15 protein-coding genes and 1 other RNA gene are annotated in these 20,643 nt (G+C 67.4%); 10 read left to right on the top strand and 6 right to left on the bottom strand.

Annotated elements, in window-relative coordinates; translation table 11 throughout:
- Nucleotides 1–90: 90 nt before the first annotated feature.
- Nucleotides 91–1,566, bottom strand: a complete 1,476-nt coding sequence (locus CHC08_RS50985; RefSeq protein ID WP_245878880.1) for a DUF1996 domain-containing protein — start codon at nt 1,564–1,566, stop codon at nt 91–93.
- Nucleotides 1,563–2,237, bottom strand: coding sequence for a DUF4142 domain-containing protein (locus tag CHC08_RS40835; RefSeq protein ID WP_089212758.1), 675 nt, complete (start codon nt 2,235–2,237; stop codon nt 1,563–1,565). The genes CHC08_RS50985 and CHC08_RS40835 overlap by 4 nt, the downstream gene beginning before the upstream one ends.
- Before the next feature lie 391 nt (nt 2,238–2,628).
- On the opposite strand from CHC08_RS40835, the gene CHC08_RS40825 reads away from it, so the two are divergent.
- From CHC08_RS40825 to CHC08_RS40815, 3 genes are all read left to right on the top strand, one after another.
- Nucleotides 2,629–3,177, top strand: a complete 549-nt coding sequence (locus CHC08_RS40825) for a sigma-70 family RNA polymerase sigma factor (protein WP_245878879.1) — start codon at nt 2,629–2,631, stop codon at nt 3,175–3,177.
- Nucleotides 3,177–3,380: a zf-HC2 domain-containing protein gene (locus tag CHC08_RS40820; RefSeq protein ID WP_089212756.1), complete on the top strand. Its 204-nt coding sequence runs from the start codon at nt 3,177–3,179 to the stop codon at nt 3,378–3,380. Before CHC08_RS40825 ends, CHC08_RS40820 begins: the two co-directional genes overlap by 1 nt.
- Nucleotides 3,381–3,917: 537 nt before the next feature.
- On the top strand, nt 3,918–8,798 hold the full coding sequence (locus CHC08_RS40815) for an NAD-glutamate dehydrogenase (RefSeq protein WP_089212755.1): 4,881 nt from the start codon (nt 3,918–3,920) through the stop codon (nt 8,796–8,798).
- Nucleotides 8,799–8,996: 198 nt separating this feature from the next.
- On the opposite strand, the gene CHC08_RS40810 is transcribed toward CHC08_RS40815, so the two are convergent.
- Nucleotides 8,997–10,052, bottom strand: a complete 1,056-nt coding sequence (locus CHC08_RS40810; protein ID WP_143653556.1) for a DUF8094 domain-containing protein — start codon at nt 10,050–10,052, stop codon at nt 8,997–8,999.
- 97 nt (nt 10,053–10,149) lie between these two features.
- Between CHC08_RS40810 and prfB the strand changes: the two genes are divergently transcribed.
- Nucleotides 10,150–11,271 carry a peptide chain release factor 2 gene (gene prfB, locus CHC08_RS40805; RefSeq protein WP_089212753.1) on the top strand — a complete coding sequence of 374 codons (1,122 nt, stop codon included), beginning with the start codon at nt 10,150–10,152 and terminating at the stop codon, nt 11,269–11,271.
- Between the two features lie 90 nt (nt 11,272–11,361).
- Here prfB and CHC08_RS40800 read toward each other — a convergent pair whose 3' ends face one another.
- Nucleotides 11,362–11,553: a hypothetical protein gene (locus CHC08_RS40800; RefSeq protein ID WP_089212752.1), complete on the bottom strand. Its 192-nt coding sequence runs from the start codon at nt 11,551–11,553 to the stop codon at nt 11,362–11,364.
- Between the two features lie 235 nt (nt 11,554–11,788).
- On the opposite strand from CHC08_RS40800, the gene ftsE reads away from it, so the two are divergent.
- The 5 genes from ftsE (at nt 11,789) to ssrA (ending at nt 16,730) form a co-directional block, all read left to right on the top strand.
- The gene (ftsE, locus tag CHC08_RS40795; RefSeq protein ID WP_089212751.1) at nt 11,789–12,478 is read left to right on the top strand and encodes a cell division ATP-binding protein FtsE; all 690 of its coding nucleotides are present in this window, start codon (nt 11,789–11,791) and stop codon (nt 12,476–12,478) included.
- Nucleotides 12,479–12,509: 31 nt separating this feature from the next.
- A complete protein-coding gene (gene ftsX / locus CHC08_RS40790; protein WP_089212750.1) occupies nt 12,510–13,418 on the top strand; it encodes a permease-like cell division protein FtsX in 909 nt (302 codons plus the stop codon).
- A gap of 136 nt (nt 13,419–13,554) precedes the next feature.
- Nucleotides 13,555–14,022 (top strand): SsrA-binding protein SmpB, encoded by a 468-nt coding sequence (gene smpB, locus CHC08_RS40785; protein ID WP_089212749.1) that lies wholly within the window; start codon nt 13,555–13,557, stop codon nt 14,020–14,022.
- Nucleotides 14,023–14,024: 2 nt separating this feature from the next.
- Nucleotides 14,025–15,920 carry a penicillin-binding transpeptidase domain-containing protein gene (locus tag CHC08_RS40780; protein WP_089212748.1) on the top strand — a complete coding sequence of 632 codons (1,896 nt, stop codon included), beginning with the start codon at nt 14,025–14,027 and terminating at the stop codon, nt 15,918–15,920.
- A 425-nt stretch (nt 15,921–16,345) separates the two neighbouring features.
- Nucleotides 16,346–16,730: a transfer-messenger RNA gene (gene ssrA, locus CHC08_RS40775) on the top strand.
- Between the two features lie 166 nt (nt 16,731–16,896).
- On the opposite strand, the gene CHC08_RS40770 is transcribed toward ssrA, so the two are convergent.
- Nucleotides 16,897–18,054, bottom strand: a complete 1,158-nt coding sequence (locus tag CHC08_RS40770; RefSeq protein ID WP_218825731.1) for a copper resistance D family protein — start codon at nt 18,052–18,054, stop codon at nt 16,897–16,899.
- Between the two features lie 480 nt (nt 18,055–18,534).
- Here CHC08_RS40770 and CHC08_RS40765 point away from each other — a divergent pair, with 480 nt between their 5' ends.
- A complete protein-coding gene (locus CHC08_RS40765; RefSeq protein WP_218825730.1) occupies nt 18,535–18,942 on the top strand; it encodes a helix-turn-helix domain-containing protein in 408 nt (135 codons plus the stop codon).
- Between the two features lie 144 nt (nt 18,943–19,086).
- Here the strand turns inward: CHC08_RS40765 and glpK are convergent, their stop codons facing one another.
- On the bottom strand, nt 19,087–20,604 hold the full coding sequence (glpK, locus tag CHC08_RS40760) for a glycerol kinase GlpK (protein WP_089212745.1): 1,518 nt from the start codon (nt 20,602–20,604) through the stop codon (nt 19,087–19,089).
- Nucleotides 20,605–20,643: the final 39 nt, after the last annotated feature.

Here is a 20,643-nt window from a genome sequence, read left to right as displayed (position 1 = left end):
CCTCGGGTCCTGCGGGAATGCCGCACCCCCGTCTCCGCTGGGACTTGGGTGAAGGACGCGGAGACGGGGGAGCGGCGGTCTGGGGGTGGGTCAGCAGCGACGTCCCCGGTTGATGCAGTCCACGGCGGACCTCATCAGCTGGTTCGACATCACGTTCGCGAAGTCGGCGTGGTCGGTGACGGGGTTGTGGAGCTGTTCGGGGAAGGCGTCCACCGCGAAGGACGCCGTCCGCGGCGTGGTGTAGGTCAGGGTCATCCGGAGCTGCGGGATCGCCTTGGTGCCGGAGGGGCAGGCGCCGCGCGCGTCGGGGAAGAGCACGTGGGTGCGGTGGTTGGCGCTGTCGGTGTTCTGGCCGTCCCAGCAGCTGGGGAAGTCCAGGATCCGCAGGAGCTGGCTGCCGCGGGGGCAGAGCGGATACTTGGTGGTCACCCGGTTGGTGAATCCCGTGCAGCTCCACTGGGCGCGGCCGTTCGCGCCGCCGTTCGTGGCGGCCTTGGCGTCACCGGTGATGATCCGGATGAACCTGGGCATCGCGGTGACCTTGGACACCGGGTTCCCCCGGAACTGCAGGCTCACCTGGCGGGCGGTCAGGACGGTGCCGACGTTGCCGTCCGCGTCGTCGACGTTGGCGTCGGTCGTACGGTCGCGCAGGACCGGCCAGAAGTAGGTCGAACGGTCTCCGAGCGCGCACGTGGTGCCCGCCGCGGCCAGGGACTGGTCGGTGGAGAACCCGTCGGTGGAGAGGTTGCCGACGTAGTCGTGCAGGTGGTGGGCGCCGTTGCTCACGCCCGGGGCCACGATGAAGTTGTCGGGGTTGTTGTGGCGGTTCTCGTTCCTGCCGCACCGGGAGGTGAAGGTGCCCGAGGAGCCGGCGCGCTGGGTCCGGACCGTCTGGACGTTCCGCTGGACCTGCCTGATGTCGACGAAGTCCTCGGCGAAGGGCCCGAGGTCGGCGCACTCCGCCTCTTCGCCCTCGTCATGCCCGGGGGTCGCGGAGGGCGTGGGAGTGGCGGAGGGGGTCGCGGAGGGAGGCGCCTGGGTGGGCGTACGGCTGGGCTGAGTGGGCCTGCGGCGGGAGAGCGACTCGTTGGCGGGCTCATCCTCGGACGCCTGCGTGGGGGAGGGCTCGGGGGACTCGGGGGTCTCGGGGGAGGGCGACTCCGCGGGATCCGCGGGGGAGGCCTGGTTGACCGCTCCTCCGGCGGGGGGGAGATCCTGCGCGGCGGGGTCCTGCGCCGCGGGGTCCTGGCCCTGTTGGTTTTGCTGGTCTTGACCCTGCTGGTCCTGGTTCTGCTGGTTCTGGTCCTGACCTTGCTGGTCCTGGCCCTGCTGGTCCTGGCCCTGCTGGTCCTGCTGGTCCTGACCTTGCTGGTTCTGCTGGTTCTGCTGGTTCTGGTCCTGACCCTGTTGGTCCTGGGTCTGCTGCCGTTGAGCCTGGGCCTGACTCTGTTCGGCGGGGTCGCAGTGGTCACCGAAGGCGGGAACCGTACTCACCGTGAACGTGATGGCGGTGAGTGTGCTGGCCGCCAGTGCCAGTGCGGACATGGTGACGAACGCGCGTTTCAAGAGATTTCTCTCCTCACAGGTGTGTCGAGAGCAGCCGTGGCGGGCGGCGGCGACGGCGCCGGAGGTTCGGGCAGGATCGAGTAGTCGACCAGGCCCGTGCTCTCCAGCAAGGTCATGTGCTTCATGACCACGTTCACTGCCCGCTGGGCGAAGGATCGGATCAGGTCGTTACGGGTGCCGGCGCGTACGCCGGCGACGACCCCGAAGACCTTTCCGTGGGCCTGCCGCAGCAGTTGAGCGAAAGTGCGGTCGTATTCGGGGCCGGACAGGCCGGAGAGCTGTGCCATCCAGCCCTGCTGGTCGGCGTTGGGCTGGCTGGGCAGCACCACGTTCAGCCGGGCCGCGACGTCGCGGACTTCCTCGTCGAGCTTGAGGTGGTCGGTCATCAGGTGCATGCCGACCTCCTTGACCAGCTTGTTTCCCGATCGCTGCTGGGCCTGCTGGCCGGTGGGTATCTCCCAGAGACCGGCTTGGCGAACCTTGGCGAGGAAGTCGCGGTCGGCTGGACTCAGCGGCCCCTGGGGGGTCTGGGTCCAGCCCTGGAGGGTGGCGGAGGTGGAGGAGCCGCCGGGCGGCGTCAGCACCACGACCGCCACGGCGGCGATCGCGATGAAGATTCCGAACAGCAGGAACTCTCCGGTTCCGAAGCGGCGGCGCAGTTTTCTGAGCATGGTCCGGCCCGGTCGCCTAGTAGCCGTCCGTGGCCTGAGACGTCCCAGCGCGCGGCCTACTGTCCGGCGCGCCGGTGAACCACGTGCCGCAGACCCTCTGGCCTGCGCCTTCCTCCGCGTCCTGAATGGTGATGGGAATCGCGTAAGCCTCTCCTACGGTGGCACCCCCGCCGCGTCCGGCGAGAAGGGGGAGGGCGAGGACAGTTCCGACCGGCCACGGGATGTGCCGCTCTGCCATGGTCTTTCCTTCCCCGAGGACCCGCTGGTGCGGGTGCACTTGGTGGGAGATACGCGGCGCTCCCAAGGGAGGTTCATAGGAAGTGATGAGATAGTTAGAAATGACTGGAGTTGCCAGAGTTGCAGACGTGACTGATAACGAAGGTGTAAAGATGTGCCCGTGCGTCGTCAACTCGACAGTCGGTTCGAGAGCACGGACACCGATGTCGTCCTGGTAGAAGGTCTGTACCGGGAGTTCGGTGTCCCCCTGCTCCGACATGTACGTAAGGCCACAGGCAACGATCTGCAATGGGCCGAGGACGTCGTCCAGGAGACGCTCGTCCGCGCCTGGCGCAACGCAGGGAGGTTGCACAGAGAGCCGGGACTTCTATGGGCCTGGCTGCTCACCGTCGCCCGCCGTATCGTCATCGACGGTCGTCGCAGGCGAGGGGCGAGACCGCAGGAGGTCGAGCCCCCCGACGCGAACGCCGTTCCCGTTCCCGACGGATCGGATCGAGCGATCGAGGCGATGATCGTCGCCGATGCGTTACGCGAACTATCTCCAGAACACCGCGAAGTCATCGAGCACACTTACCTACGGGACCGTACGATTAACGAAGCGGCGGAAATCCTTGGGATCCCGCCGGGTACGGTCAAGTCCCGGCTCTACTACGGGATCCGGGCTCTCCGAAAGGTCCTGAAGGAGAGAGGTGTCGCGAGCTGATGGTCCCCTCCCCGCACTTTGACGTGGCTGCATATGCCCTCGGGGTACTCGATCAAGAGGACCACGAGGTGTTCGAGCGCCACCTCATGGCGTGCGAGGAGTGCCAGATCGAGCTCCGGGAACTGAGTGAGGTTCCCGGATTCCTCGATGTGGTACGGCGGGACCGCTCCAAAAGTCTGGACGACGACCGGACGCCACATTGACGTTTTGCCACTTTTCGGGTGGTATCAGGAGCGGTGCCGTGGCTCGGTCAATGGGGATCGAGCCAGGTTGCCGCTGGAGGTGTCGTGCCGCGGGCCATGCCCGGTGGGCGGAGTATCGGTACCGGCGAGACCGAACTCGCTCGGTTGTGCCGCGACCTTTCCGACCCCACCCTGTGGGATGCTTGTTCCACCGCCTCCCCCCAGCAGGAACTCGCCGTCTCCGACCACGAGATCGCCGGTTCTCCGCCGGTAGTGGCGAGGGGCCGCGGGTCACATGCCGACTCGCGGCGATCAGCCGGACATCCGTTCACGCATGGCGAGACAGCCGCCGCGCGACGGGTCTGCCGTGCCCGGACAGCCGGGCTGTGGAGGGCTGAGTGGCTGAATCGGGCCGAGTACGGGTAATTCGTTCCATAGAGGCGCCGTACCTCGGAGGATTTTCACCCCTTATGACCTTCCTCACTATAGGAATCATGGGCTTAGCCATGGTTCCTCACCAAAATGTGCAACAACCCCTCACAAAGGAGTGAGAGCGACATGCCGCTCGACGAGGCGAAGGACGAGCTGCTGAGGAGTGCCGCCGAGATGTGCGCGCACACACCGGGCAGCGACCACGTGAGTGATGAGGAGGCACTCGCCTTTCTCAGGCTCTATTACCGGCATGTCGCCCCAGAGGACCTGCTGAGCCGTAACCCGGTTGATGTGTACGGCCCGGCGATGGCTCAGCGGCAGCTCGCCGAGAAGCGCCCCCAGGGACGTGCGCTGGTGCGGGCCTACACGCCGACCCTGGAGGAGCACGGCTGGGATCCGGGAGGCTCGGTCGTCGAGGTGGTCACCGACGACATGCCCTTCCTGGTCGACTCGGTGACGATGGAGTTCAACCGGCACGAGATCGGCACCCAGCTCGTCGTCCACCCGCAGATGCGCGTCCGCCGCGACATGACGGGCAAGCTGCTGGGCCGCGGCGAGGAGGACATCACCGGGCAGATGCTCGCCGAGTCCTGGATGCACTTCGAGATCGACCGGCAGAACGACCCGGCCGTGCTCAAGCAGCTCGAGACCGACCTGCAACGGGTCCTGGAGGATGTGCGCAACGCCGTCGAGGACTTCGTCAAGATGCGCGCCCTCGCCCTGCAGACCGCGGAGGACGTGTCGGTCAACCCACCGCCCCTCGACCCCGCGGGGGTGGAGGACAGCCTGGAGCTGATGCGCTGGCTGGCCGACGGGCACTTCACCTTCCTCGGTTACCGCGAATACCGCCTGGAGGAGGGTGAGGAGGGCGACAGGCTGCATCCGGTGTTCGGCACGGGTCTGGGCATCCTCCGCCACGACAAGGTGGGCTCCGACAGCTTCGCCGCGCTCCCTCCCGAGCTGCGTGCCAAGGCCCGTGAGAAGCAGCAGATGCTGATCATCACCAAGGCCAACACCCGCGCCACCGTTCACCGCCCGACCTATCTGGACTACGTGGGCGTGAAGCTCTTCGACGCCTCGGGCGAGGTCGTCGGCGAGCGGCGTTTTCTCGGCCTCTTCACCCACGTGGCCTACAGCGAGTCGATCTCCCGTGTCCCGGTGCTCCGCCGCAAGCTGGCCGAGGTCCTCGAACTCGCCGGGCTGACCGCCGACAGCCACGACGGCAAGGACCTCATCGAGATCCTGGAGACCTTCCCCCGCGACGAGCTCTTCCAGACCTCGGTGGAACAGCTGCTGCCGATCGCGCTCGGCGTGCTCCTGCTGCGCGAGCGCAAACAGGTGAAGGTCTTCCTCCGCCCGGACGACTACGGTCGTTACATCTCGTGCCTGATCTACCTTCCGCGTGACCGTTACACCACCAAGATCCGCCTCAAGATGCAGGAGATCCTGCTCAAGGCGGTCGGCGGGGCCTCGTTCGACTACAGCGCGATGATCGGCGAGTCGGCCCTCGCCCGGCTGCACGTGGTCGTGCGCGGCGAGCGGGGCAAGCCGCTGAACGCCGACGCGGTGAACGTGGAGGAGCTGGAGGCGAAGCTGGCCGCGGCCACCCGTTCCTGGGAGGACGACCTGGCCACGGCCATCACCGAGCTGAGCTCCGAGGATGAGGCGCCCCAGCTCATCCGCCGGTATGCCTCGGCGTTCCCCGAGGGCTACAAGGCCGACTTCCCGGCCCGGTTGGCGGTCGCCGACCTGCGTCGCCTGGAGGCGCTGGCCGGATCCTCCGACGAGATCGGGATGAACCTCTACGAGCCGTACGACTCGCCCGAGGGCGAGCGCCGGTTCAAGCTCTACCGGATCGGCGGGGCGATCTCCCTGTCCCGCGTGCTGCCGCTGCTCCAGCGGATGGGCGTCGAGGTGGTCGACGAGCGGCCGTACGAGATCGACCGTGACCACCGTCCGGAGACCAAGGACGCCTGGATCTACGACTTCGGCCTGCGTTACACCCCCTCTTCGGAGGTGGACAGGGATGAGTTCAAGCGGCTTTTCCAGGACGCCTTCGGCGCCCTGTGGTACGGCCAGGTCGAGAGCGACGGGTTCAACGGGCTCGTCCTGGCGGCCGGACTGACCTGGGAACAGGCCGAGATCCTGCGCGTCTACGCCAAATACCTGCGCCAGGCCGGGACCACGTTCAGCCAGGCCTACATCGAGCGGGTGCTGCTGGGCAACGTACGGCTCGCGCGGCTGCTGGTGCGGCTGTTCGAGGTCAGGCTCGACCCCCGGCGCTCGCAGGAGGTCCGCTCGGAGCTGTGCGACGCGCTGCAGGAGGAGATCCTGGGGGCCCTGGACGAGGTGGCCTCCCTGGACGAGGACCGGATCCTGCGGGCCTACCTGGAGATGATCAACGCCACGCTGCGGACGAACTACTACCAGACGACCGCGGACGGCAGGCGTAAGCCGTACATCAGCCTGAAATTCGACTCGCCGTCGATCAGCGTGCTGCCGCTGCCCCGGCCGAAGTTCGAGGTGTTCGTCTACTCCCCGCGGGTCGAGGGCGTGCACCTGCGCTTCGGGAAGGTCGCCCGAGGCGGCCTGCGCTGGTCGGACCGGATGGAGGACTTCCGCACCGAGGTTCTCGGGTTGGTGAAGGCGCAGATGGTGAAGAACACCGTCATCGTTCCCACCGGCTCCAAGGGTGGCTTCGTCGTAAAAAATCCGCCTAAGTCGGGCACGCGGGAAGACACGCTGGTCGAGGGCATCGCCTGCTACCGGATGTTCATCTCCGGCCTGCTGGACATCACCGACAACCTCGTGGACGGTCAGGTGGTCCCGCCCGCCGACGTGGTCAGGCACGACGAGGACGACACCTACCTGGTGGTCGCCGCCGACAAGGGCACCGCGACGTTCTCCGACATCGCCAACGGCGTGTCCAAGGAGTACGGCTTCTGGCTGGGCGACGCCTTCGCCTCGGGCGGCTCGATCGGCTACGACCACAAGGCCATGGGCATCACGGCCCGGGGCGCCTGGGAGTCGGTCAAATATCACTTCCGCACGATCGGCGTGGACGTGCAGACCACCGACTTCACCGTGGCCGGCGTCGGGGACATGTCCGGCGACGTGTTCGGCAACGGCATGCTGCTCTCCCAGCACATCCGGCTGGTCGCCGCCTTCGACCACCGGCACATCTTCGTCGACCCCGACCCGGACGCCGCGCGCAGCTACGCCGAGCGTGCCCGGCTGTTCGCCCTGCCGCGGAGCTCGTGGGCGGACTACGACGCCTCGCTCATCTCCAAGGGAGGCGGCGTCTGGCCGCGTACGGCGAAGGCGATCCCCATCTCCCCGCAGATGCGCGCCGCGCTCGGCATCGCCGACGGGGTGAAGTCGCTGGCTCCCAGCGACCTGATCAGCGCCATCCTGCGAGCTCCGGTGGACCTGCTCTGGAACGGCGGCATCGGCACCTATGTCAAGGCGTCGAGCGAGTCGAACGCCGCGGCCGGTGACAAGGCGAACGACGGCCTGCGGGTCGACGCCTCCGAGCTGCGCTGCAAGGTGATCGGCGAGGGCGGCAACCTGGGCTTCACCCAGCTCGCCCGGATCGAGTTCTCGCTGAACGGCGGGCTCGTCAACCCCGACTTCATCGACAACTCCGCCGGGGTGGACACCTCCGACCACGAGGTCAACATCAAGATCCTGCTGGATCGGGCGGTCCGCGACGGTGAGCTCACCGACAAGCAGCGCAACCAGCTCTTCCTCGACATGACCGACGAGGTGGCGGATCTTGTCCTGCGGGACAACTACGACCAGAACGTGGTGCTGGCCGCGGCCCGCGCGCAGGCGCCGGAGATGCTGCACATCCACTCCCGCCAGCTGCGCAGGCTGGAGCGGGCCGGACTGGTCAACCGGGAGCTGGAGTTCCTGCCCTCGGACAAGACGCTCGCCGAGCGGCGTCAGGCCGGGCTCGGGCTGACCCCGCCGGAGTTCTCGGTGCTGCTGGCGTACACCAAGCTGGTGACGGACGCGGAGATCCTCGCCTCCGACCTGCCCGACGACCCCTATCTGGCGTCGTGGCTGGTGTCCTACTTCCCGTCGGCGCTGCGCAAGCGGCTCCGCACCTACATGGACGCCCACCCGCTCCGCCGGGAGATCATCACGACCGGCGTGGTGAACGACCTGGTGAACTCCAGCGGGACCACCTTCATGTTCCGCATCGGCGAGGAGAGCGGCGCGTCGGCCCCGGACATCGTCCGCGCCTACCTGGTCACGCGCGAGGTCTTCGACCTGCCGAGCTTCTGGCGGCGGATCGAGGAGCTGGACAACAAGGTGGACACCTCCACCCAGATCGCCATGGAGCTGGAGGCCCGCAAGCTGGCCGAACGGGGCAGCCGCTGGCTGCTGGGCAACCGGCGCTCGCCCCTGGACCTGGCCTCCACGGTGAGCTTCTTCGCCAAGGGCATGAACGGACTGGTGCCGCACCTGCCCAAGCTGCTGACCGGGTCCGACCTGACCGCGTTCGAGGACCGGCGAGACAGCTTCATCGCGCGGGGCGTCCCCGAGGACCTGGCCGAGCGGGTGGCCGCGATGGTCCCCGCGTATTCCACGTTCGACCTGGTGGAGGTGGCCTCGCGCACCGGCCGTCCGGTGAACGAGGTGGCCGAGGTCTACTTCGATCTGGCCGACCGGCTCCAGCTCTCCAGGCTGCGTGAGCGGGTCGTCGCGCTGCCCAGGGACAACCGCTGGAACTCCATGGCGCGGGCGGCCCTCCGAGACGATCTCTACGCCTCGCACGCCTCGCTCACCCACGACGTCCTGGTGCACAGCACACCGGGACTGACCCCCGAGGAACGTCTGGCGCGCTGGACCGAGGCCAACGCGGCGGCGGTGGCCAGGGCCAAGCAGACCCTGTCGGAGATCTGGGAGAGCGACAACTTCGACCTGGCGACGCTGTCGGTGGCGCTGCGTGCGATCCGCACGCTGGTGGCCACCACCAACCTCCCGCACAGAGAGGCCTGACCCTCGCGGGCTGGGCCCTCCCGACCGGAGGGCCCAGCCCGGTGACAGGTCAGGACCGGCGAGGAAGACTCAGTCAGACCGGGATTCGGCCCCGGACAGGATCCGGGCCGAGGGGAGAGCCGGCCGGGCCGGGATTCGGCATGGCCGGGAGTGCGGGCCGACGGGAGGATCCGGCCTGGCCGGGTCCGGTCCCCGGGTTCAGCTCACGGTCACCTTGGTGATGCCGCCGAGATAACCGATGACCTTGGCCGGCCCGCCGCTGTTCTTGGCCGGGACCGTGCTCACGTACAGCTGCGTCTCCACGGTGCGCAGCTCCTCGCGGACGAAGCTGTCCGAGGTCAGCTTCGCGACGTCCGGCGGGATCCTGAAGTCCGACGCGCACGGTTCGACCTTGACCGTCTGGGTCGTCGTCCTGATCAGCGAGTAGAGGACCAGCGCGCCGCCGTCGGCGGTGCGCAGCGCGTGCACCGGATAGTCGCTCGCGGCGAAGATCGAGTCGTAGCCCAGGCAGGCGTTCTTCTCGGCCGGGCGCTTCTCCGCGATCTCGTCGGCGTAGCCGGTGGTGTGCGGGCCCTCCTCGATCAACCCGGCGGCGAAGCCCTGAGCGCCCTCCTCGGCGGAGGTGGCGTGGAGCGGGGCCATGAGCCGGGGGCTGATCTCCACGGTCGTGTCCTCCTCGCCCAGCGCGGTCGCGTAGCCGTCCGCGTCCTTGACGATCGCCGGTGCGCGCGTCCCCACGTCGAGCAGCGAGGTGGAGCTGAGCCGCCAGTCGTCCCTGCCCTGCCTGATCACCGTCAGTACGGCGGAGCGCGCCTTGCCGGCCGTGTCCTCACGTCTGACGATCGCGGCGAACCAGGGGGCGCTCCCCTGGACCCTCGGGACCAGCAGGTCGGGTGCTCCCCAGGTGTAGTGGGGGAGCGCGTCGGATGAGGAGCTGAAGGCGGCCGCGGTGAGGGCCTCCTGCCCGTCACGGGTCTGTTCCAGGATGTTCTTGCGGTCGGCGTCCAGATGGGGCGTCGCCGCTCCCAGCACCCCGTCGGCGCTGATGATCCCCGCCAGCACCCTTCCGGCCTCTGTCAGCGTGACCTGGGGCACGGGAGAGGGAGGAGGGGAGGGGGTGGAGGCGACGGTGGCCACGGGGCTGCCGGTCGTGGGGGTCGGTTTGGGCGAGGCGTCGCCGCCCCCGCACGCCGATGTGCCGATCAACACGGCCAGGGCGAGCGAGAGCAGACCTCGTCGCCCATGTCCCCGCACGTCCGCCTCCCGAGTGGTCCCCGCGCGCCCATGCTAGCCATGGCGGAGGTGCTTGCCGTACACAATGGGGCTTGGTGGTCGCGTACCCTTTACAGACGTGGCACTCATCGACCCGGCAGAAGAGATAAACGAGCTTAGAGGCACGCTGAACAGTATTCAGGACGTGCTCGACCTCGACGCGATGCGCAAGCAGATCGAGGAGCTGGAGGACCAGGCAGCCGCACCGGACCTGTGGAACGATCAGGACCGGGCGCAGAAGGTCACCAGCAAGCTCTCCTTCCTGCAGGGCGAGGTCAACAGGGTCGAGTCTCTGGGACGGCGGCTGGAGGACGCGACCGTCCTCTACGAGCTGGCCGCCGCGGAGGACGACGAGGAGACCCGCGAGGAGGCCGACCGCGAGCTGGCGTCCCTGAAGAGCGACGTCGGCGCCCTGGAGGTCCGCACCCTGCTCTCGGGCGAATACGACGCCCGCGAGGCGGTTGTCACGATTCAGTCTCAGGCGGGTGGCGTGGACGCCGCCGACTGGGCCCAGATGCTCCAGCGGATGTATCTGCGGTGGGCCGAGCGCAGGGGCTACCCGACGGACGTCTACGAGACCTCCTACGCGGAGGAGGCCGGGATCAAGTCGACGACCTTCACCGTCAAGGCGCCCTACGCGTACGGCACGCTCCGCGGCGAGCACGGCACCCACCGCCTGGTCCGGATCAGCCCGTTCGACAACCAGGGCCGCCGCCAGACCTCCTTCGCGGGCGTGGACGTGGTGCCGGTCGTCGAGACGACCGATCACATCGACATCAACGAGGACGACCTGCGCGTCGACGTCTACCGGTCGTCGGGGCCCGGCGGCCAGGGCGTCAACACCACCGACTCGGCGGTCCGCCTGACCCACCTGCCCACCGGCATCGTGGTCTCCTGCCAGAACGAGCGCTCCCAGCTGCAGAACAAGGCGACCGCGATGGCGGTCCTGCAGTCCAAGCTGCTGGAGCGCAAGCGCCAGGAGGAGACCGCCGCGCTGAACGAGATCCGGGGCGAGTCCACCACCTCGTGGGGCACCCAGATCCGCAACTACGTGCTTCACCCCTACCAGATCGTGAAGGACCTGCGGACGGGCGCCGAGGCGGGTAACCCGAGTGCGGTGCTGGACGGCGACCTCGACGGTTTCATCGAGGCCGAGATCCGGTGGACCCGTCGCCAGGAGTCGGGCGCCGACGACGCGTAGGCGGGCGCTGGAAGGCAGGCTGACGCCGCCTTGAGCGGCCGTGAGGCCCCCTCACGGGTGTTCGTGTACATCGTGAGGGGCGTCTCCGTGTCAGGCGCTCGTAAGGTGCTTCAGGGCGAGGGTGAGAAAGAAGAGCGCGATCAACGCCAGCGAGATGAGCGCCGGCGTCATCCCTCCCAGGCCGTTCTGGTGCAGCCGCTCGCGGTTGGCGCGACAGCGGGGACAGCGGCCTTCGGCGACGGGGTGAGCGCACCCCGCGCAGACCAGGTCTTCACAGCTCATGAGGTCCTCCCTCTTCGAGGTCAGAACTACTTTATGCGGTCGTTACCGGGCGCCGAATCGTTTTGTTTCCGTTATGGACGTTCCATGCCAGTCTTCCCCCTAGACTGGGCTCCGGCCAACCGGAACGTCGATCCAGAGTAAAGACCGGCGCCCTCCGGCCGGCGCGAGGCGGAAGTGGACCTCTGCCACTCCCGAGACCGTCCTACCCCCTAGACTGGCATGCCGTGATGCGCCTGTGATCCATTTTGATAATGTCACCAAGGTCTACGTGAACCAGAACCGGCCCGCGTTGGACCACGTCAGCGTCGATGTCGACAAGGGCGAGTTCGTATTCCTCGTCGGCCCCTCGGGGTCCGGGAAGTCGACCTTCCTCCGTCTGGTCCTGAAGGAGGAGCGCCCCAATTCCGGCGCGATCCACGTGGCCGGTAAGGACCTTGCCCGACTGTCCAACTTCAAGATCCCGCACCTGCGCCGTCGGATCGGGTGTGTGTTCCAGGACTTCCGACTGCTCCCGAACAAAAACGTGTACGAAAATGTCGCGTTTGCTCTGGAGGTCATCGGCAAGCCCAGGCGATTCATCCGTAAGGTGGTCCCCGAGGTCGTCGAGCTCGTCGGCCTCGAAGGCAAAGCCCACCGGATGCCCGACGAGCTGTCCGGTGGTGAGCAACAGCGGGTCGCGATGGCCCGGGCGTTCGTCAACCGGCCGATGATCCTGCTGGCCGACGAACCGACCGGAAACATCGACCCCGCGACGAGCATCGGCATCATGAAGGTGCTCGACCGGATCAACCGGACCGGCACCACCGTCGTCATGGCCACTCACGACGCAGCCATCGTCGACTCCATGCGCAAGCGCGTAGTGGAACTGGAGGACGGCAAGATCGTCCGAGACCAGTCGCGTGGCGTGTACGGCCAGGCGTACTGACACCAGGACCGGCAAAAGCGACAGGAAGAGCATGCGGGCAAACTTCATCTTCTCCGAGGTCTGGATTGGCCTCCGCCGTAACCTCACGATGACGATCGCCGTCGTCGTGACCGTGGCGATCGGCATGGCGTTGCTGGGCGTTGGCCTGATGATCAGCTCTCAGATCTCCAGCATGAGGGACTTCTGGACGGACAAGGTCGAGGTCTCGGTCTTCCTGTGCAAGAAGAACGACGCCTTCCCGCAGTGCAAGACCAGCGGCGGCGTCAATGAGCAGGAGCAGGCGGATCTCAAGGCGGAGATCGAGGCCATGCCGCAGGTCGAGCAGGTCACCTTCGAGAACGCCGCCGAGGCCTACAAGAACTTCCGGACCCAGAACGCCAACAACACCGTGCTGCTCTCGGCGATCCAGGTCGATGACATGCCCGAGTCGTTCCGGGTGAAGCTCAAGGACCCCAATACATACGCCGCGGTGATCGAGGCGCTCAGCGGCCGTCCAGGGGTCTCGAACGTGATCAATCAGAAGGAGCTCCTGGAGAAGTTCTTCGGATTGCTGGAGAAACTCCGCTGGGCGGCCCTGATAATCGCGATCATCCTGGTGTTCGCCGCGACGCTTCAGATCGGTAACACGGTCCGGCTCTCGGCCTACAACCGAAGACGTGAGACGGGCATCATGCGCCTGGTCGGTGCCTCCAATCTCTACATCCAGCTCCCGTTCGTGATGGAGGGCGTGATCTCCGGCCTGATCGGCGGTGTGGTGGCCGCGATGCTGCTGATCGTCAGCAAGGTGTTCCTCTTCGACGCCGTGCAGGTCGCCCTCAACAACAACAGTGAGCTCGCGTGGGAGACGGTCGCATCGGTGATCAGCCTCACGATGGTCGTCGGTGTGATCATCTGTGTGCTCGCATCCTTCTTCACGCTCCGTCGTTACCTACGTGTCTGACGCGCCGGTGACTGTGCCCACGGCGCCCGTGGTGTCCGTCGCGCGCCCGCGCCGGGTTCGTGTTTCGCGCTCGGCGCTGATCTCGTTTCCGCTTCCGGGCGCGGCTCACGGCCCCGGTCCCCGGTAGGCTCCAGGCATGCCACGTGAGATCGGGCGGAAGGTCATCGCCCAGAACAAGCGTGCCTGGCACGATTACCACATCGAGGACACCTACGAGGCTGGTCTCGTGCTGCAGGGCACCGAGGTCAAGTCGCTGCGTCTTGGCCGGGCCTCCCTCCTCGACGGCTATGCCGTCATCAAGGACGGCGAGGCCTGGCTGATCAACGTCCACATCCCCGCCTACACGATGGGGACGTGGACCAACCACGCCGCGCGCCGTACCCGCAAGCTGCTGCTTCACCGTAAGGAGATCGCCAAGCTGGTCTCCAAGACCAAGGAGGGCGGCCTTACGCTGGTGCCGCTCGCCCTCTACTTCAAGGACGGCAAGGCCAAGATCGAGATCGGTCTCGCCAAGGGTAAGAAAGACTGGGACAAGCGGCAGACGCTGGCTGAGAACCAGGCCAAGCGTGAGATGGCACGCGAGTTCAGGCACAGGAACAGGTAATTGTGACGGGGAAGGCTCGGCGTACCGCCGCCGCGGCGCTCGCGCTGGTGGCGATGGCTCCCATGCTGTCGGGGTGTTTGGAGGAGCCCTCGGCCCACGAGGCGGTGCGCGACTTCCTGGTCGGCTGGCAGACGGGTGACTACACCGCGGCCGCCGAGCGCACCGACGGGGACGAAAAGGTGGTCCGAAAGGCTCTGGAGGACGCCAAACTCCAGCTCGACGCCGCCTCGTTCCGCTTCAACCTCACGGGAATCCGGGGCACCGGCGAGCAGGTCGAAGCCGACTTCAGGGCCGAGGTCGACCTGGGGGAGAACAACCCCCTCTGGGAGTACGACGGCAAGCTTCCGCTCCACCTGGTGGACGGCAGCTGGAAGGTGCGCTGGTCGCCCGGTGTGCTCCACCCCCAGTTGCACGAGGGGCAGCGCTTCGCGGTGGACGTCACCCCCCAGGAACGCCAGCCGATCCTGGACCGCAAGGGCGAAGCCCTCCAGGAGGAGGCCACCCTGTACGTGGCGAGTGTGATCCCGGCCACGTTGAAGAACGCGGAGGAGGTCTGCGAGCGGATCTCCAAGATCACTGGATTTCCGCAGGACCGCCTGCTGAGCCGGATCCGTTCCGCCCGGCCCGACATCCCGGTGCCGCTCGTCACCTTCGGCCGCATCAAGTTCGCCCAGCTCGGTAAGCAGATCGAGGCCATTCCCGGCGTCACGATCACTCCGCAGCAGCAGTCGCTCAACCCCGACTCACCCACCCAGATCGTCGGCAGCGTCACCGCGGTCACCCCGGAGCTCGTGCAGCAGCTCGGCGGCCCGCAGCGGGCCGGAGAGACGGTGGGCCGGACCGGGCTGCAGAAGGTCTACCAGGAGCACCTGACCGGCTCGACCGAGACCAGCGTGATCACCGTGGACCTCAAGACGATGGCGGTGACCGAGCTCAAGAAGTGGAAGCCCGACCGCTCCACCTCGCCGGTCCACACCACGCTCGACCGTACGGACCAGGAGACCGCCGACGCCGCGCTGCTCGGTGGAGGGGTCCCCGGCATGCTGGTCGCGGTCCAGGCCTCGACCGGTGAGGTGCTGGCCGTCGCCAGCACCAAGGGGAAGTACGACCAGGAGAAGGACGCGCTCGCCGGGAGGTTCCCCGCCGGGAGCGCCTTCTCGATCATGTCCGTCGAGGGTCTGATCAAGGCCCAGATGAACCCCAAGCAGAAGCTCGCGTGCCCCAGCGAGCGGAGTGTCGGCGGCGCCCGGTTCCGCCAGGCGGGACCGCCCGCCGGAGAGACGCCGAGCCTCCAGGCCAACTTCGCCACCGGGTGCGTGACCGCGCTCGCCTCGCTCGCCCGCAAGATCGGAAGCGCCGATCTGACGACCAGCGCCGCCCAGTTCGGCATCGGGGCGCCGTGGACCCTGCCGCTGAAGTCCTTCAGCGGTTCGATAAATTCGAAGAAGCCGCTGACCACGGACGCGGCCACGGCCAGGGCCATCGCGGGCCAGAACGTCCTGGTCAGCCCGCTGTCCATGGCGCTGGTCGCGGGAGCGGTCGCCTCGGGCACCTGGCGGCCGCCCGTCCTGGTCACCGCCCCGAAGACGCTCGACCCGTCGGTCAAGGCCGCTCCGTCCAAGGAGCCGGACCCGATCAAGATCGATGAGAAGACGGTCGAGACCCTCCGTACCTTCATGCGCTCCGGAGTGGTCGCGGGCTCCGCCCGTGCCGCTGCGGCCCCGGGCGATCCGGTTCACGGCATCACCGCGGTCGCGACCCGGGATCGCAAGCCGCTGGCCTGGTTCGTGGGCTGGCAGGGAGACGTGGCGGTGGCGGTGCTGACGGCGAGTGAGGATCCCACGGCGGGGGCTGCCGTCGCGGGCCGGTTCTTCCGGGGCCCGCACGACAAGTTGTGACTCTTCGAAATATTCTTTTCACCCTGAGCAACCATTGAGCACCTTGTTTGCGTCTTTCTTAGTGACTGGGCACCGCTTGGGGGGTTGCGGACTCAGTCGCTGTGATGAGGTCAGGGCTTCGATCTCGGGGGAGGCCCTGCCGTCCGGGCCGGCTCGACCCTGCCGGTCACACCCCGGGGACGCGGGTGAGTTCGCCGCGTCCCCGGGGTTCTGCCCCCGGGTCCCAGCGCGCTCGTGCCTCCTGCAGGCTCTCGTCCACCGGCTGCCGTCCTACGATCCCTGTCGTCTCTTGTGATCTCGCGTCGTCTGGGGGCTGATTCCGCCTCGTACGGCGCGCCCGTCGGGAATTCAGTTGGCGTTACCACCGTTGTAACGGGTATCTTCGGATAGCTCGGCCCCCCGGGGTCGGGTTGAAAATTCAACAGGGGGGTGACTGGTTTCGACTTTGGCTTTACAAGTCAGGTGAAGCGGGTCGAGGACTGCGGACATAACCTCGTTAACACTGTGACCGCGACCAACAAGTGCCAATAAGACGCACTCCGAAGTCAGCCAGGGCAACCTGGCACTCGCCGCCTAAGCAGCGAGTGACTTCTGCCAGCCCGGGAGCGCCTCCGGCCCGGATCTGGCATCGCTAGGAGGCTCAACCGATCGACCCGGCCACGGGGAAGATCGGGAAATCAAACAGTGGCTGAGCCTGTCGGCGTCTTGCCTGTGTGATCGCCGGGGCTGAGAAAAGCACAACAGGCTCCACCCGGAGAAGCCCTGTCTTGAAGTTGAAGGACGCGGGTTCGATTCCCGCCACCTCCACCCCCGTTCCATATTCGAAACGTATGGAACAGATCGCCCGAGGGCGGTCGGTAGGCGACATCGCCCACCGACCGCCCTCGGTTTTTTACTGCCGCGCCCGTCCTCTTTCGAGTACGCCGCGCCGACCTCGGAGATACGTAGGTCCGGGCCGGTGTGCGCGGAACGGCGGCTATACGCCGACGAGGTCGTCGGGCTCTTTGCTTGTCATGCCGACGGCCGCGGTGGTCCTGCGCCGGGCAACGCGTCCCGACACGCGGTAGCCGGCGGCCATGGCGGCGATGACGAGGAGAGTCTCGGCGGTGCCCCACGTCCAGGTGGATGCGCTGACCTGCTTGGCGGGGATCTTCGGCAGCTCCGCCGACACCGACGTGGCGTGTGCGGCGGCTTCGGCCTGGAAGGCCTGGTTGCGGGCCGAGCCGTGCAGGAAGGGTGCGACGAACAGCACCGTCATGCCGAGCAGCAGCTCGACCGCGAGCAGGGCGGGGAACTGCCGGAGGAGGATGGTCCGCAGGCGCCGCTGGTCACCGCCGGCACGCAGGGCCTCGATGCGGGGATGCAGCCAGAACTGGTTGAAGACGCCGAGCAGCAGCATGGTGCCAAAAATGAGGATCTTCACGCCCAGCACCCGGCCGTACATCGTGGTGAACAACTGCGAGGGACCGTCGACATGCCCCCAGTACAGGAACAGGCCGGACAGCACGATCGCCGCCACACAACTCATCGCCAGCACGGAGAAGCGGCGGATGACCCCCGACCAGAACGCGCCCCGCGCGGTCTCCGGAACTCCGCCGGGCAGGGCGAGCAGGAGCAGTCCGGCCAGCCCCCCGATCCAGGCCGCGCCGCCGAACAGGTGCGCCATCCATATCACGGTCTCGAAACCGGTCCGGCCCCAGTCGTCGGGTACCTCGGACGGGAACTTGGTCGTACCCAGCGCCACCGCGCCCGCGGGCAGGCCGATGCCGAGCAGCCACGACCGGGCCCGGCCGCCGGACACCGCCCTGAACGCGAGCGGGGCGACCAGCGCGGCACCGACCAGTGCGAGGGTGACCTCCAGGCCGGACAGGAGCCCGGTGCCGCTGCCGTCATACAGCGAGTTCCAGGCCGCGGCGTAGTCGTATCCGCCGGACTCCGATGCCCCGTGCGCGAGATCGGTCAGCACCGCCGGCACCGCCAGCACTCCGAGGACGACGGCGGCTCGCGCCAGCCGCGTCGTGACGGGGGCGAGCACGCCTGCGCCGATCCGCCGGGCCACGGGTCCCGCGGCGAAAAGAGCCAGTGCGATCAGGCCGGCGAAGCCCATGAGCGTGATCCATGTCGCCCATGCCACCGCGGAGTCTGAGAAGGGTCCGAGCGGCGTTGGGGGCGGCGGAACCGCCGCGAGAGTCGGGAAAGACACGGTTCACCTCAGGTATGGCATCGCCAGAAGACGGGAGAAACTTAGGTTAGGCATAGCTAACTTTTGAGTCAACGTGACGATTTTCACCGCCGATCAGTGATCCGGCGGCGGCCTGATTGCGTGGAACCTGCCTGATTACGTAGAGTCAGCCCGATTAAGTGGGTTCGACCTGATTGCGTGGAGTCCGGATCGTCGAGCAACGAGCCAAACCGGCCACCAGGAAGCGCCCGGCCGCCACCGTCGGCGCGATCATCGGCGCCTCCTCGGACCGTCGCAAGCCAGCTCACCGCTACTTTGCCCCTGGCCGTAGCAGCAGGAGTTCAGGGCCGAGCCGTCGTCCTGGGTGCCGTCCAGGGCCAGACTGCAAGGGGCGTATCATTTATGTTACGCTCTCTGTGGGAGGTGAGTTCGATGGCTGGTCTGTTCTGGGAGGACCTGCGGCGAGATCTGGAAGACCCTCGGTTTCTCCGCGAGTACGTCGCTGAGTCGGTCAGGATCATGGCGACCGATGCGATCATCAACGCGCTCGATGAGGCTCGGGTGTCGGCTGGCCTGTCGAAGGCCGAGCTTGCGCGGGCGATCGGGGCTGAACCTGCGACTGTGCGGAGGTTGTTCTCCTCCGGCAACGCCAACCCGACCTTGGGCACACTCGCCGCCATGGCGGCGGCATTGGGGCTGCGTATCTCGGTTGAACCATTGTCTGTAGCGGATCGGGAGGCTGTTACCGAACCCCTTCTCTCGGGAAGCACGACGGAGGAGGGGGCGCACAGAATCGCCGAACTGCGCAATGACCGACGGCGGAAGCCCATCCCTCTGTAGCGGGACCTTCAGGCGATCGAGCGTGGGTTGCAGGACAGATATTCCTTACCGAGGCCTCGTACGGCGTCGTATTGACGAATGTCCGGTGCCGGGCAGGCCGGTGCCGGATCCTCGCGATCCGGCACCGGGCCTCGCCGGATTCCGTCAGGACACGTCGACCCAGTCGAGGGTCCGGTTGACCGCCTTCTTCCAGCCGGCGTAACCGGTGGTGCGCTGCTCGTCGGACCACTCCGGCTGCCAGCGCCGGCCTTCCTGCCAGTTCTGCTTGAGTTCCTCGATCGACTTCCAGAAACCGACGGCCAGCCCCGCCGCGTAGGCGGCGCCCAGCGCCGTCGTCTCGGCCACGACCGGCTTGGAGACGGGCACGCCGAGGACGTCGGCCTGGATCTGCATGCACAGCTCGTTGGCGGTGACGCCGCCGTCGACCCGCAGGACGTCAAGGGTGACTCCCGAGTCCTGCCGCATCGCCTCGACCACGTCACGGCTCTGGTAGCAGATCGCCTCCAGCGTGGCCCGCGCGATGTGCGCGTTGTTGTTGAAGCGCGACAGGCCGACGATGGCGCCGCGGGCGTCGGACCGCCAGTACGGTGCGAACAGTCCGGAGAAGGCGGGCACGAAGTAGACGCCGCCGTTGTCCTGGGCCTGCCGCGCGAGCGACTCGCTCTGCTCGGCTCCCGAGATGATGCCGAGCTGGTCGCGCAGCCACTGAACGGCCGAGCCGGTCACCGCGATGGAGCCTTCGAGCGCGTACACCGGCGCGTCCTCGCCGAAGCGGTAGCAGACGGTGGTGAGCAGTCCGTGGTTCGACCGCACCAGCTCGGTGCCGGTGTTGAGCAGCAGGAAGTTGCCGGTGCCGTAGGTGTTCTTGGCCTCGCCCACTCCGAAGCAGACCTGCCCGACGGTGGCCGCCTGCTGGTCGCCGAGGTCGCCGGAGAGGGCCACCTCACCCTTGAGCGGGCCGTTTCCGCGGGTCATGCCGTACAGGCCGGGGTGGGAGGAGGGCTGGATGCTCGGCAGCATCTGCCGGGGGATGTCGAAGAACGACAGCAGTTCGTCGTCCCACTCCAGGGTCTCCAGATTCATGAGCATGGTACGGCTGGCGTTGGTGGGATCGGTGACGTGCACGCCGCCGTCCGTGCCGCCGGTGAGGTTCCACAGAAGCCACGAGTCGGTGTTCCCGAAGATCGCCTCTCCGGCCTCGGCCGCCTGGCGCACGCCGTCGACGTTCTCCAGAATCCACTGGATCTTGCCGCCGGAGAAGTACGTCGCGGGAGGGAGACCGGCCTTGTGGCGGATGACGTCGCCCCTGCCGTCACGGTCGAGCGCCGAGGCGATGCGGTCGGTGCGCGTGTCCTGCCAGACGATGGCGTTGTAGTACGGGCGGCCGGTGACCCGGTTCCAGACCACGGTGGTCTCGCGCTGGTTGGTGATGCCGAGCGCGGCGAGGTCGGACGCGGCCAGGCCGGCGCTGTTCAGCCCCGTCTCGACGACCGCCCGCGTGCGCTCCCAGATCTCCGTCGGATTGTGTTCGACCCAGCCGGCCCGCGGCAGGATCTGCTTGTGTTCGAGCTGGTGGATGGCTATCTCGTTGCCGCCGTGATCGAAGACCATGAAGCGGGTGCTCGTCGTTCCCTGATCGATTGCTCCGACAAAGTCAGGCATGGATGGTGCCTCCTCTTGAGGGTCGGCTTGAGGGAGAGG

Origin of the sequence: Streptosporangium subroseum, from assembly GCF_900188345.1 — a bacterium.
GTDB classification, from domain to species: Bacteria; Actinomycetota; Actinomycetes; order Streptosporangiales; family Streptosporangiaceae; genus Streptosporangium; species Streptosporangium subroseum.
Note: the sequence above shows the minus strand (reverse complement) of the source record. Positions and strands in the feature narration are given on the sequence as shown.

What these genes read in the sequence shown, in the direction of transcription:
- CHC08_RS40800 (WP_089212752.1), bottom strand. Translation starts at nt 11,553, where the DNA reads ATGAGCTGTGAAGACCTGGTCTGCGCGGGGTGCGCTCACCCCGTCGCC.
- CHC08_RS40815 (WP_089212755.1), top strand. Translation starts at nt 3,918, where the DNA reads ATGCCGCTCGACGAGGCGAAGGACGAGCTGCTGAGGAGTGCCGCCGAG.
- CHC08_RS40835 (WP_089212758.1), bottom strand. Translation starts at nt 2,237, where the DNA reads ATGCTCAGAAAACTGCGCCGCCGCTTCGGAACCGGAGAGTTCCTGCTG.
- ftsX (WP_089212750.1), top strand. Translation starts at nt 12,510, where the DNA reads ATGCGGGCAAACTTCATCTTCTCCGAGGTCTGGATTGGCCTCCGCCGT.
- glpK (WP_089212745.1), bottom strand. Translation starts at nt 20,604, where the DNA reads ATGCCTGACTTTGTCGGAGCAATCGATCAGGGAACGACGAGCACCCGC.
- CHC08_RS40820 (WP_089212756.1), top strand. Translation starts at nt 3,177, where the DNA reads ATGGTCCCCTCCCCGCACTTTGACGTGGCTGCATATGCCCTCGGGGTA.
- CHC08_RS40765 (WP_218825730.1), top strand. Translation starts at nt 18,535, where the DNA reads ATGGCTGGTCTGTTCTGGGAGGACCTGCGGCGAGATCTGGAAGACCCT.
- smpB (WP_089212749.1), top strand. Translation starts at nt 13,555, where the DNA reads ATGCCACGTGAGATCGGGCGGAAGGTCATCGCCCAGAACAAGCGTGCC.